Here is a 13,244-nt window from a genome sequence, read left to right as displayed (position 1 = left end):
CTAAATCTTATTAGCATTAAGTACAGGGTTTTGGCTGGCGTTTACCTGGTAGGTGTAAATGGAATTATCCTCTCCTACCTCAACAACGCGGTAGCCTTTATAATCGGTGCCCCAATCGCCGCCGATGTGCGAATCGAAGAAGTGCGGTAGTTTATCGGTATAGCGCACACCATCCAAAGCATGATCGTGTCCGTGGAATACAGCCTTAACATTCGGGTAGCTGTGCAGTAATGTTACTGTTTCGGGGCAATCTAAAAAGGCTTCATTTTTAAGCCACATTACCGGCGGAATATGCAGTATAACGAAAACGATCTTCTTATCGGCAAATTTATCCAGAGAAGATTTGATAAAGACGTTATCAGGGCAAACGTATTTACCTTTGGTATCGGCAGTATTGGCCAGCACAAAGCCTATATCACCTTTGTCAATCACGTATTTATCTTCATAGCCAAACACTTTTTTCCATATCGCGGCATCGGCATAATCGTGATTACCGGGGATGGTATAAAAGGGAGCTTTCAGGTGTTCGAGGTAATCGGTTTTTACTTCGGTTAACAGGTCAGGGCGGTTATGTACCAGGTCGCCGTTGATGATCACCAGGTCGAGGTGGTTTTTGGCGTGGTCGTCATTCAGCCATTTGATCATGTTACCGAAATGCTGTTTATATTCCGTTCCCGGCTGGGCATAATGCGCATCGGAAGCCAGCGCGAAGCGTAATTTCAGTTTGCCTTTAGCTGTTTTGCGGTAACTGTTATCAATTGCTGCAAAACTGTTTACCGTAGGCAACAGGCTGATGGCCGCTATGCCCGCCAAACCCGAACTGATGAATTTTCTGCGTGTGCTCATGCGTATAAAGGTAGATGAAGGTTGTTAAGCCAGTGTTAAAGGATAATTGCTTAGTTAAAGAATGTTAAAAATAAGGCATAAGTCGATAATTATTTATTATTTCATACCGCAATCAATTAAAAACTAAACTATTACACAAATACCTCCACTATGCTGCGTAATTATTTCACCCTTGCCTGGCGCAACCTCCGTAAAAACAAGGTATTCTCCCTCATCAATATTTTCGGCCTGTCGATAGGAATGGCTTTCGTGCTGGTTATCGGCGCGTATATATGGGGCGAGTTGCAGGTTAACGCCGGTGTAAACGACAAGGTGTATATTATGCAAAGCAAATGGAAACAGCCCGATATGGGGCTGGAGTTTACCAGCCTTGCCCCGCTTGGCAAAGCCTTAAAAGAGAATTACCCAAACCTTATCACCTTCTATTATCGCCACGATGGCCTTTCAACCATTATATCAAAAGGCGACAAACACTTTACCGAAGGCATACAAAACGGGACGCCTTCGCTGCTCACCATGTTTGGCTTTAAGATGTTGTATGGCGATGCCAAAACCGCGCTTAGCACACCCAACTCGGTAGTAATTACCGAAAACCAGGCCATCAAATATTTTGGACGTACGGATGTAGTAGGGCAAACGCTTACCATTAACGCGTTTAACGGCAGCAAGCAAGATTTTGCCATAACGGGCGTATTAAAAAACTTGCCTCGTAACAGCGTTACCAACTTTGGCGGCAGTATAAACGAAATATTTATGAACGAGGCGAGCTTCAAATTCTTTGGCCGTGATGCCACTTTAGATGCCTGGAACAACCCGTACATGGTAAACTATATTCAGCTGAAACCGGGTGTAAAACCGAGCGACCTGGATGCAGCCATCAATCAACTGGCCCGCACCAACGCCACGCCCGACATTCAAAAGAACCTGAAAACTTACCTGGTACAAGTGAATGATTTTTACCTGCAAGATAATAAAGGCAGCGCCCGCAAAATGATTTACACACTGGCATTCATCGCCATGTTTATTTTGCTGATGGCTATTATTAACTTCATCAATATCTCGATAGGCAACTCGGTTACCCGCTTAAAAGAAATCGGCGTACGCAAAGTAATGGGCAGTTCGCGCGTGCAGCTCATCATCCAGTTTCTTACCGAATCGGTATTGCTGTCGCTGTTCTCCTTTATCATCGCGTTGCTGATCTATCTTGTAAGCAGGCCTTTCTTTAGCACGGTGATGGGTAAAGAAATCCCGAAGATCACGGAGTTTCCGTTGTATTTCACGGTGCTGCCATTACTGATCGTACTGCTCATTGGTATACTGGCCGGCATGTACCCTGCCTTTATTTTATCGGCCCAATCATCTATAGACTCATTAAAGGGAAAATTAAAAACGGTAAAGGAAAAGGTGGTATTCCGCCATTCGCTGATCGTGGTACAGTTTGTTACCGCCATTGTGGTTTTTATAGCCGCCCTGGTGATCAATAAGCAGGTATCCTTCTTTTTTAAATCTAACCTTGGTTATGATAAGGAGCAGGTGATTACAGCGAAAGTACCGCGTGACTGGTCGCCGGAAGGTGTAAAACATATAGAAAGCATGCGGAACGAATTTGCCGCTATGCCGCAGGTGGCTGATGCTACCGTTTCTTTCGAGATACCTAACGGACAAAGCGGTAATGCCAGCAACAACCTGTACAAGGCATCGCAAGATCCTTCGCACGGCATTATGGCTACCTCCATTATAGCCGACGAGCACTATACCGGCACCTACAAAATACCGCTTATAGCAGGGCAATTCTTCGGCGCGCAAGGCGAAGGTACCGATGTTACTAAACTGGTGATCAACGAAACTGCCGCCAAAGCATTGGGCTGGCAGAACCCGGCCGACGCGCTTGGTCAGCCCGTGCGGGTACAAAATGACCCGGCCCCGTTAACCGTTGGCGGCGTGGTAAAAGATTTTCATTTTGGCTCGATGCACGAGAAGATACAGCCCATTTTGTTTTACCATGTTAAACGTTCGCCGGTGTTCCGCTACCTGTCGTTCAAACTAAGGCCGGGTAATATGGCCAACAATGTAGCGGCCCTGCAAGGCAAATGGTCGGCATTGTTTCCGGGTGCGCCTTTTGAATATGTGTTTTTAGATGACACTATTGCCAAACTATACCAGCAGGAAATGCAAATGAAAAAAGCATCGCAAGCGGCTACAGTTATCGCCCTACTGGTGGTACTGCTGGGTGTATTAAGCATTGCTACCTTAAGCATTGCACGCAGGGTAAAAGAGGTAGGCATCCGCAAGGTACTGGGCGCTTCGGCCATGCAGGTGGTTTGGCTGTTTATTAAGGAGTTTGCCATTTTGGTATTCGTTGCCAACCTGATTGCCTGGCCCGTGGCATGGTTCAGTTTAAACAGCTGGCTCACCGGTTACGCGTATCGAATCAACTTGAATGCCCTGCCGTTTTTAAGTGTAACCTTGATACTGGCTGCATTAGTAGCAGTTGTGATCACCGTTAAAACTATTAAAACAGCGTTGGATAACCCGGTGAAGAGTTTAACCCCCTAACCCCCTGAAGGGGGAACTTTTGATGTGTGGATTTTACTCTGCTTATTAATAGTGTAGTGTTTTAGGTTTGACAACTTTTTAAAAGTTGTCAAACCTGTGAAGAAGACCGGGCATGTGGTGGGACTCATCCCGTCATCGCTGCGCTCGACACCCTTCTCTGCTGCGCAAAGAAGGGATTTTGTGAGTTATACACAGCCACTTTACCCCCTCTTTTTCGCTTGCGAAAGAGAGGGTGATCCAGCGAAGCGTAGATCGGGTGAGTTAAATTATGCTACTTCCCCACCCCGCTTACCACTACCACTTTCATCTCGGTTAATTCCCCATCACGTGTGGTTTTGTTTAAGAATTTCGGTTTTAGGCGGGTTATCCAGTAGCGTTTAAAGCTTTGTATAGTTTGCATTTGCCAGCCCTTGGCTTTTAAGCCGTTGATGATTTCATCGGGGGCGTAAAAAATGAAATGACCTTTAGGAATGTTACCGCTGCCATCGGCGTTAATGGTGGTCATCGGCTCATTTAGGTAGAACTCCATGGCAAAGTAAGAATCGTCGCCGCTTTGCAATACGGGTAACTTTTGCGGGTTGTTTTTATTGATCCATAAGGCGGCTTCGGTACCGGCCTGGTATTTTAATAACGAGGGATAAAAAGCCAGGTTAAGGTATACGTTCACAATCAGCGAGATCAGTATTGTGCCGTAGCCTATACTTTCGTACCAGATAGTGCTTGCTTTTTTAGGAATGATAACGAGCGCGATCAGCAGAATCACTTCTAAAAGCATCACCAGCCAGGTGAAATCATCGGGACGGAAAAAGTATTGCAGGGCTATGATCACTAACAGCAAAAGTGATGCTACTATAATTTGTGTGATACGTACTGCCCGGATACTCTTCAATCCCTGTATGGCACATATATATTGCGCGGTTAGTATAGCGAAGAACGGAAATACGATATTGAGGTAATGCGGCAGCTGGAACTTTGATGCCGAAAACATCAGGAAAGTGATCATAGCGCCACAAATACAGATCCACTCTTGCGATTGCACATTTTTGTATCCCTTCTTAATAAAGCGGAATACGGCCACAAACAATAGTAACGACCACGGCAAAAACGCCCAAAGCGTAGTATGCACAAAAAAGAAAGGATCGCCGCTACCTTTGATGGGGCCGGTATTGAAGAACCTGCCGAACTGGCTATCCCACAAAAAGAACTTAATGCCTGATACTCCCTGACGGTCAAACACCACCTTTTCGGGATGCGCGTCGAACTGTACATACAGGCAATATATTTCGGGCAGTATAAATATGGCTACTAATACCAATGCTACCAGCCAGCGGATATGGAAAAGTTGTTTCCACTGTTTGGTAATAATAAGGTGACCGATGATAGCTCCGCCGATGGTTATAAGGGCGAATACACCTTTGGTCATTACCGCGCACCCGGCAAACAGGCAGGCCAATAGTAGATCGCGATAGTTATTGCGGGTGTATGACCTGTAATAATGATATACCGACGCAATGATGAGGCCTGTCAAATAAGGCTCGGCCCGTACGTCGTTGTCCGATAGGATGATGTGTTGCGAGGTAAGCAATATCAGCACCGCCCATTGCGCTACCTTTTCGGTATATAATTCTTTAGCCAGCAGCCAGGTGTAAACGGCAGCCATCAGCATAAATACAATACCCGATAGCTTGTAGGCCCAGGTATTGATGCCGAATATTTTAAAGAACAAAGCCGCCACCCAAAACGGAAAATGTGGTTTATCCAACCAGTCGGTACCGCGGGCGTAAATGTTCACATAATCATTACGCAGTACCATGGTTTTGGCAATGGTGGCGTACAGCGTGGCATCGGGGTTCATGAGGTGCACAAACAGTCCGCTGAAATTAATGAGGACCGCCAGCAGGATAAAAAGATACAGCCATTTATTGGCAACAGTTATTTGAGGCATATACAGCAAAGGCTTGCGGGTAAAGATAAACAGATTTTGCGGCGCTTAATAGTTTTACCATCGCTTTGAAATAACCGCCCTATTTATTTAACTTCATTTAAAATTATCTCCCCATGAAACGACGTCATTTTTTAAGGAATACCGCATTGGCAGCGGGCTCGCTTAGCTTGCTAAGTAAAAGCAGCTTTGCATCGTGGCTGGCCCAACCGGCTTACCAGTTTAAACCCTTACGTAACAATGTTGGCATATTTGCCGAGCAAGGCGGTACCATAGCCTGGCTAAGCAATAAAGAAGGTATAGCGGTTGTTGATGCCGAATTTCCGGAACCGGCCACACACCTTATTGCCGAACTAAAAAAACAAAGCGAAAAGCCTTTCGAATGGCTGATTAACACCCATCACCACGGCGACCACACCGGCGGTAACATTTCGTTTAAAGGCATTGCCCAGCACGTGGCTGCACATGCCAACTCGCTTACCAATCAAAAGAACACGGCAGTACAGCAAAAGAAAGAAGACCAGCAGCTATACCCCGATACCACTTATACCACCAAGTGGAAAGCAAAGGTTGGCGATGAAAGCATACAGGCACACTACTTTGGCGCGGGCCATACCAATGGCGATAGCTTTATCCATTTTGAACATGCCAACATAGTGCATACCGGCGATCTGGTTTTTAATCGTCGCTATCCGTATATCGACCGTACAGCAGGTGCATCGGTAAAAAGCTGGGTGCAGGTATTGGCAAAAGCGCAAAAGGAATTTAATAAGGATACCCTGTTTGTGTTCGGCCATGCTTTTGATCCTGAAAAAGTTACCGGCACCATAGCCGACCTGAAAGCCATGCAAAACTACATGGAACGCCTTATAGACTTTGTTGGCGGCGCTATCAAAGCAGGCAAAACAAAAGAAGAGATACTGGCAGCCAAAGCCATCCCCGGTGTAACCGAATGGCAGGGCGATGGTATTGAACGCAGCCTTACCGCAGCTTACGAAGAGTTGAGCGCTTAAGCAAATCCACAAAACCAATTATAAACACAATTATGATCTCTAAAATAAAGCTCCTAAGCTTTGCAGTATTACTGTTAAGCTTAGGCTTACCCGTTAAAACAATGGCTCAATCAGCGAAACCAACCATTAACCACATTGCCATTTGTGCGCAGAACCTCGAAAAAAGCACTAAGTTTTATACCGAGGTAATGCAGTTTGAAATTGTGCCCAACCCGTTTAATGATAAGGTACATCAATGGATAAAGATAGGCCCGCAGGTTAATTTGCACATTATTGAGGGCGATTGCAAAGGCAACCCGCATAACCGTAATGATCATTTGGCTTTCAGTGTAGCCTCCATGCCCGATTTTGTAAAGCACCTGGATAAGCTGAACGTTACCTACGGCGATTGGGGCGGCACCAATAAAAAGATACAGAAAAGGCCCGATGGTATTTCACAGATCTATTTTCAGGATCCGGATGGTTACTGGATAGAGGTAAACAATGCCGACAAATAGGCAAATTATTAAAGTGTACCCGCCGATGACTTGCGGTACATGGCCATAATAAGCGATACCATTTGATTATAAGTGAGCAATCCCTGCGGCTGGTTGTTCACTTTTAAAAACTTATCGTAGAACAAACTGCTGATCACTTCCAGCTTGCCCTGGTAATATTGCCAGTAAGCGCGCTCGGCTTTAAGGTCGATGATCACTGCCGGGTTTATCCTGGCCCGCAGTAGTTTAAAGGCCACCGTATCTGTAGCCCGTAACGAGTACATACACTCCTGCATCCCCTCATAATAGGCAGAGTAACGGAGCAGCCTGTCGGCCGAACGGATGCCCGCCAAAAAACCTGCGAAGTTAGCTTCATCTTCCGAACCGAAACCTGCCTGGTGCGACATTTCGTGGCAAGCCACAAAGGGGCGTACATGCAGCGGCATCTGGTAATTGAACTGTGCCTCGGCCGTAAAAGGATTATAATAACCCGATGTGCCTATATAATTCAGCAACCACGATAATGAGGATGGCTTTATTGAAGGCTTGTAGGTATAAAATTCTGCCGAAGTACGGGCCAGCGCCACAACCGCCCTGATGGAACTGCTGTATATCGAATCGTTTTGCTGCCGCAGATCGGTATGGTTTAGTCGCCCGCGGGCCGCGTTGGCACTATCTATTAATATATTGGCTACAGTTTTCAGTTCATCGGTAGAGTAAACGGTATCCTGCAATTTCAAACGCGTAGCGGCAGGCAACCGAAAATAGTTCATCCCCCAAAAAAGATAAAATATAACTATCCCGGCCTCTACCCCTATCACAATACCAGATGCCAGCATACCCCACTCTTTAAACCTGCGTTTAATAGGTAATTTGATAAGCATTACCAGCGCGTAAATAAGATAAAGGATAACAACTGCGTACAGCACATCGCCAAAACTGAAAGGGAGCAGGTTAAATACCGGGTGCAGTATTTTACAGATGAAAGGATAAAAACCTTTGGAATAATAACGTTCTACCGTTGCCGGGTAATCTGCCAGCCAGGTAAGCAAAAAAATAAACAGCCCTAATATAACCACAGTGGCTAAGCGCCATTTTATTTTTTTACCAAAACGGTTATCCATTGCGTAAATATACAATCAAAAACCATTTTACAATAGCCATAAAAAAAGCCTTCCGGTAAATACGGAAGGCTTTTTTACAATACTTTAGGTATTTATTATTTTACTGAAACCGGTACCGAAAGTTTGTCCCAGGTAAGGTTAAAACCTTTTGAGTTTACAGCGTATACCAAACGCTCGCTTTTCTCGCTTTTTTCAACCGGTTTAACGGTCACGCGTAAAGCATCTTGTTTTTCATCGTATTTGTAAGCACCCCATTGTTTAGCTACCTTGTTAAAGATGATGGTCCACTCTTTTTCACCCGGAATGGTGAAGAAGCCGTAGGTACCTGCCGGTAATACTTTACCTTCTACCTTAATATCTTTATCAGTAGTAAAAACGGTAGCCTCGTTAGCGCCTGCACGCCAAACCTGCGCGTAAGGTACCAAAGTGCCCCAAACTTTACGATCTCTTACCGATGGGCTGCCATAGTTAATGCTGATGTTAGCTTTACCTGCTTTAGCGCTAACACTATCACGCGGACTTGCCATTGGTTTTGCATCCTGAGCTTTCGCAAAGCCCGCAATTAAAAGGGCCACTATCATAAATGATAACGACTTTAACTGAAATGATTTTCTCATAATATTATTTTTATAGTTTTTTGCTGTTGCCAAAGGTATAACGAAATTTTATTTAAAGCTTATTTTATTGATTTTTTGGATGATGTATCCATAACCCTATACTTTCCTGTGTAGAAAACAGAAAATATTATCGCCAGCACAAAACTATCTATTAATGTGCGTGTTATATACTACGGAATCACATTGCAGTTAGGAATTGACCGTAAGGTTAAACAATTGTTGTGAATTTTGCCCTTGTCTGCAATAGCAGGCAGGGGTTTTATTTAAACGTGTTTTAGCAAAGGCTATTTATAAGGTTAACCTGCGGGCTGGTCGTCTTTAATTTCTTCCCAGTAAACGGTGTTTATCATCAACGCGTTTTGCGTTGCCACCTGTGCCTTTACCTTCTCCAGTTCGGCTTTGGTTTCATCGGCACCCAAAGCACTGCTTAACGAGTAGTAATAAATGCAGTAACCTGTGCTGCTATTTATAAATTTATAGTGTTTATCTGCTGCTGTTGTCATAAAACCCCGGTTTAGCATATAAACATATCAACACGTTTGGGCTAAAATGGTTTGCCCCGCGGGCGCAATGGCCTGAAAGAATCTGCCGTGAGGGCCAGGTCATCATAAGTTATGGTTTCGGGGGCTTCAAACTGCTTGGTAACAAGCGGTATTAAAATACGCACAACGCCGCCGGTAGTTTTAACCAGCGTATAACCACTATGTACAGCATGACCTTTATAGTCGCCGATGTTAGGATTAAGATGTGCAAGACGGATCAATAGTTCAACTATAGCGTAAGCGGGTAACCTTTGTTTAGGCATGGCGCAAAGATATTGCTATTAACAGGCTTAGTTTAATTACCCTTTCGTAAATGGTTTACATTTAATTAACATGGAATTAACTTAAATGGCATTTAGGTAACAATTACTTAAACAACTGTTAACATATCATGCCTACCTTTACGCAAAAAAGCGCAACATTATGTTTACCGCACTTCTTGCAGGCATTATGCCTAATTACAACAAGATCTTTTTCGATCTTTTCAACGCTGCTTCGGCAGATATGGTTGAGATGGCAAAGCTCTTGTCACAGGTGATCAATAACCCATCGGCCGATCAGCCAAAAGTGGCGTACGATGAGATCACCAAGCTTAAACAAAATGTTTATGATATTACCCACAAGGTATTTGCCGAATCGGGCAAGGCGCTTGTTTCTCCTTTTGAACGTAACGATATGTGTAACCTCTCAACAGCTATTGATGATGTTGCAGGCCGTATCAATACCGTATCGCGCAAGCTGAACTTGTATAACATTGATTATATATCTGAACCTATTGTTAAACTGGCCGGTGCTATTATTGAAACCACCCGCGAACTGGACAATGCGGTAAGGGCATTAAACAACCTATCGCACCCTGAAGCTATAATAGCCCTTTGCGATAAAATTAAACTGGCCGAATACCATGCCGATTTAATTTACAACGATGCCCTGGCTTACCTTAACGATACCGAAAAGGATGCCATACAGCTGATAAAATACAAAGAGATACTGATAGCCATGGAAACCGTTACAGATAGCTGCGAGGATGCTACCGTTGTAATAGAAACCATACTGCTTAAAAACAGCTAATTATATCAACACAAAGGTGCCGGCAATAATTAGTGCCGCGCCTATCCCCGTTTTAAGGGTAAGCTGCTCACCCAAAAAGATAATGCTGAGTACAATGGCTATGGCCACGCTCAATTTATCAACCGGTGCCACTTGCGATACTTTGCCCAGCTGCAAAGCCTTAAAATAAAATATCCACGATAAACCGGTAGCACAACCCGATAGCAGCAAAAACAACCAATTGGTTTTACTTAGCGCTGTTATACCATGGCTACTGCCTTTCACAAATACAATTGCCCAGGCCAGCAGCATTATTACTACGGTACGTATGCCTGTAGCCAAATCGGTGTCCACATTTTTGATGCCAATTTTGGCGAAAATAGCGGTTAATGCCGCAAACACGGCCGAAAGCAAAGCGTATATCCACCACATTTTTATGAATGATTAATTGTTATTTAAAAGTTAATAAAGTTTTTTAAAAAAATTCTAATAAATAGGATTTTGAGACGTTATTTATATATTTACAAATATATGACCAAAAAAACCGACTTCGTTTACTCAGAATATTCTGAGCCACACCGCATCCGGACAAAGAAAATATTAAAGGAATTTCCGCATTTACGGAACCTGATAGGCAAAAACCCCATGACCATTTTTGCGATAACAGGCCTGGTACTTTTCCAGGTAGTTATGGCCTGGTTGCTTCGCGATCAGGCTTGGTGGGCAATAGCCATAGGCGCTTACTTATTGGGCGCGTTTGCTGATCACGCCTTATTTGTAATGATACATGAGTGCGCGCACCAATTGTTATTTAAAGGCCGTGCCGCCAACAGGTGGGCAGGTATGTTTGCCAATATGCCGCAAATATTTCCGAGCTCCATATCGTTTGAGCGTTATCATATTAAACACCACTCGTTTCAGGGTATCCATGAGCTTGATGCCGATTTGCCTAACCGTTGGGAAGCAAAACTGATCAACAACTCATTTTTAGGTAAAGCCATGTGGTTGCTGTTTTACCCGGTATTTCAATTGTTCCGCCTTTCACGTTTACGCGAGATACAAAACTTTGATATCTGGATTGTGGCTAACGTAGCCGTACAGATAGCTTTTACCGCTGCTATATGGTACTTTATGAGTGGCGCAGCCGTTGGCTATTTATTTTTAAGCTTTATGTTTTCGGTAGGCTTGCATCCGCTGGGTGCCCGCTGGATACAGGAGCATTATCTTACCCATACCGAAGAGCAGGAAACTTACAGCTACTATGGTAAACTTAATGCAGTAGCATTTAACGTAGGCTTTCACAATGAGCACCACGATTTTCCGTCGATACCATGGAACAAGCTGCCGCAGATAAAAAAGGCAGCCCCTGAATATTACGAAACACTGCACTACCATACCTCATGGACCGCGTTGTTCTTCAGGTTTTTGTTCGACCGCGAAATTTCCCTGTTCAACAGGATATTGAGAAAGGATCGTGGTAAAGTGCCTTTGAAAGATATTTCACGCCCGGATATGGAAATGAAGATAACCCCGGAACAGCCAAGCGCTGTACAATAAAACAAAAAGACCCGCTGCATTACGCAGCGGGTCTTTTTTTTGCAATATACTCACCTTTTGGCGCAATTAATGTACAAAGTCACAACTAACAGGGGCATTTTGTATCATTTTGTGCAAAATAACGTGTAGCAGAATGTACCTCCCGCCACGCTACAACTTTTAGGTGTTTGGTTATATTTACCGGACATTTTTACCACATTAATCACCTGAATATGAACAAAATAGTTACACACTTAGAGGTAAGAGATTACCTCGGAGTAAACTGGCTGGTTTATCTTGTTAAGATCAGCATCAGCGGACAAAAGGGCCAGTTTGTACTGGTTAAGCACCAGGGAATGCGCATACCCGAAGGCTTAGGCAGCATGCAAAATATCCCTTACAACCAACGAACAAATTAGTATCATATTCAGCATTTCACACATCAACATGCAATAAACCAAGCTTTTGGTTGTTAGATTTGTAACAGAACACAACTTTTAGTTACAACTTAACAATAAAGCAGGCTTTGAATGTTACAGAATTAAGAAAAGAATTGAGCAGACGTAAAAAACTCAGAGTATTGTTGCCCGTAGTGCTTACTGTATTTGTAGGCGCCTATGCCAAGCATCGATATGATGTGAGCAAGTTTGAGCTGACGGGCCGCCTGCAAAGCAAACATACGGCCGAAATTTCGGGCATCACGGCATCGGGCATTAGTAAAGATATTTTTTATATACATAATGATAGCGGCGATACCAGTCGCTTTTTTGCTATTACGCCCACAGGCGAACTCAAGTCAACCATTAACTTTACCTGGAGCAAAGGCGTTGTGCACGATTGTGAAGACATAGCCACTGGTCCAGGTCCTGTAAAAGGCAAAAACTATATTTACCTGGGCGATATAGGTGATAACGGCGGCACACGCAGCCAAATTTCGGTTTACCGTATTCTGGAACTACCTACTTTTGCTACCACACCCGAAGTACATACCCAGGCTACCACCCTGCACTTAACCTATCCCGATGGGCCTAAAGATGCCGAGGCCATGATGGTTGATCCTGTTGATAAGCTATTATACATTGTAAGCAAACGCCATGATAGCGTAAGCGTTTACAGCACTCCCTTAAGTTTCAAAACTCACGATAGTGTGGTGCTGCATAAAAAGGCTACGCTGTTCTTCCCCGGTTTAAAACCATTTAAATGGATCACCGCGGGCAGTATCTCAAAGGATGGACAAAAGATACTTTTAAAAAGCTATGAAAAGGTATACTACTGGCACCGCAAACCCGGCGAAGCGATATGGCAGGCGCTGAAAAGCAAACCCCTTGAACCCGCCTACCAGGCCGAAAGACAAGGCGAAGCCATAGGCTTCACGTTGGATGGCAGCAGCTATTATACTACCAGCGAAGGTGTATTTTCACCGATATACAAGTATAAAACACCGCTTAATTAATCTCTTTTAACTACAAAGTTTATTTTTACCGCAGAGAACACTGAGATAAAAAACACGGAGTTACGGGGAGTATTTTTATTGTGTGTATA

Annotated in this window: 14 protein-coding genes; 7 read left to right on the top strand and 7 right to left on the bottom strand. The window is 44.0% G+C overall.

Features of this window, described 5'->3' with window-relative positions; translation table 11 throughout:
* Positions 1-846, bottom strand: a complete 846-nt coding sequence (locus tag AC07NA_RS21210; protein WP_494899558.1) for a metallophosphoesterase family protein — start codon at positions 844-846, stop codon at positions 1-3.
* Positions 847-996: 150 nt separating this feature from the next.
* Here AC07NA_RS21210 and AC07NA_RS21205 point away from each other — a divergent pair, with 150 nt between their 5' ends.
* Entirely contained in the window at positions 997-3,402 is a 2,406-nt protein-coding gene (locus AC07NA_RS21205; protein WP_494899556.1) for an ABC transporter permease, read from the top strand.
* Positions 3,403-3,673: 271 nt separating this feature from the next.
* On the opposite strand, the gene AC07NA_RS21200 is transcribed toward AC07NA_RS21205, so the two are convergent.
* Positions 3,674-5,347 (bottom strand): ArnT family glycosyltransferase, encoded by a 1,674-nt coding sequence (locus AC07NA_RS21200; protein WP_494899554.1) that lies wholly within the window; start codon positions 5,345-5,347, stop codon positions 3,674-3,676.
* Between the two features lie 113 nt (positions 5,348-5,460).
* On the opposite strand from AC07NA_RS21200, the gene AC07NA_RS21195 reads away from it, so the two are divergent.
* Together AC07NA_RS21195 and AC07NA_RS21190 are read left to right on the top strand one after the other, a co-directional pair.
* Positions 5,461-6,357 carry an MBL fold metallo-hydrolase gene (locus tag AC07NA_RS21195; protein WP_494899552.1) on the top strand — a complete coding sequence of 299 codons (897 nt, stop codon included), beginning with the start codon at positions 5,461-5,463 and terminating at the stop codon, positions 6,355-6,357.
* A 32-nt stretch (positions 6,358-6,389) separates the two neighbouring features.
* Positions 6,390-6,854, top strand: coding sequence for a VOC family protein (locus AC07NA_RS21190; protein ID WP_494899550.1), 465 nt, complete (start codon positions 6,390-6,392; stop codon positions 6,852-6,854).
* A gap of 8 nt (positions 6,855-6,862) precedes the next feature.
* Here AC07NA_RS21190 and AC07NA_RS21185 read toward each other — a convergent pair whose 3' ends face one another.
* From AC07NA_RS21185 to AC07NA_RS21170, 4 genes are all read right to left on the bottom strand, one after another.
* Complete coding sequence (locus AC07NA_RS21185; protein ID WP_494899549.1) at positions 6,863-7,957, bottom strand: DUF3810 domain-containing protein; 1,095 nt, start codon at positions 7,955-7,957, stop codon at positions 6,863-6,865.
* A 95-nt stretch (positions 7,958-8,052) separates the two neighbouring features.
* Entirely contained in the window at positions 8,053-8,574 is a 522-nt protein-coding gene (locus AC07NA_RS21180; protein WP_494899548.1) for a DUF2911 domain-containing protein, read from the bottom strand.
* Between the two features lie 296 nt (positions 8,575-8,870).
* A complete protein-coding gene (locus AC07NA_RS21175) occupies positions 8,871-9,077 on the bottom strand; it encodes a hypothetical protein (protein WP_494899546.1) in 207 nt (68 codons plus the stop codon).
* A 41-nt stretch (positions 9,078-9,118) separates the two neighbouring features.
* A complete protein-coding gene (locus AC07NA_RS21170; protein WP_345213204.1) occupies positions 9,119-9,379 on the bottom strand; it encodes a hypothetical protein in 261 nt (86 codons plus the stop codon).
* 160 nt (positions 9,380-9,539) lie between these two features.
* Here AC07NA_RS21170 and AC07NA_RS21165 point away from each other — a divergent pair, with 160 nt between their 5' ends.
* Positions 9,540-10,187, top strand: coding sequence for a DUF47 domain-containing protein (locus AC07NA_RS21165; RefSeq protein ID WP_345213205.1), 648 nt, complete (start codon positions 9,540-9,542; stop codon positions 10,185-10,187).
* Here AC07NA_RS21165 and AC07NA_RS21160 read toward each other — a convergent pair whose 3' ends face one another.
* The gene (locus AC07NA_RS21160) at positions 10,188-10,598 is read right to left on the bottom strand and encodes an EamA family transporter (protein ID WP_494899545.1); all 411 of its coding nucleotides are present in this window, start codon (positions 10,596-10,598) and stop codon (positions 10,188-10,190) included.
* Positions 10,599-10,697: 99 nt separating this feature from the next.
* On the opposite strand from AC07NA_RS21160, the gene AC07NA_RS21155 reads away from it, so the two are divergent.
* The 3 genes from AC07NA_RS21155 (at position 10,698) to AC07NA_RS21145 (ending at position 13,155) form a co-directional block, all read left to right on the top strand.
* Complete coding sequence (locus AC07NA_RS21155) at positions 10,698-11,723, top strand: fatty acid desaturase (RefSeq protein WP_494899544.1); 1,026 nt, start codon at positions 10,698-10,700, stop codon at positions 11,721-11,723.
* Positions 11,724-11,935: 212 nt separating this feature from the next.
* Positions 11,936-12,121, top strand: coding sequence for a hypothetical protein (locus AC07NA_RS21150; protein ID WP_345213208.1), 186 nt, complete (start codon positions 11,936-11,938; stop codon positions 12,119-12,121).
* 134 nt (positions 12,122-12,255) lie between these two features.
* A complete protein-coding gene (locus AC07NA_RS21145; RefSeq protein ID WP_494899542.1) occupies positions 12,256-13,155 on the top strand; it encodes a hypothetical protein in 900 nt (299 codons plus the stop codon).
* Positions 13,156-13,244: the final 89 nt, after the last annotated feature.

It is taken from the genome of Mucilaginibacter sp. GW821-FHT07G05 (assembly GCF_059418565.1).
The sequence above is the reverse complement of the archived record's forward strand: the minus strand, read 5'-3'. Positions and strand labels throughout refer to the sequence as shown.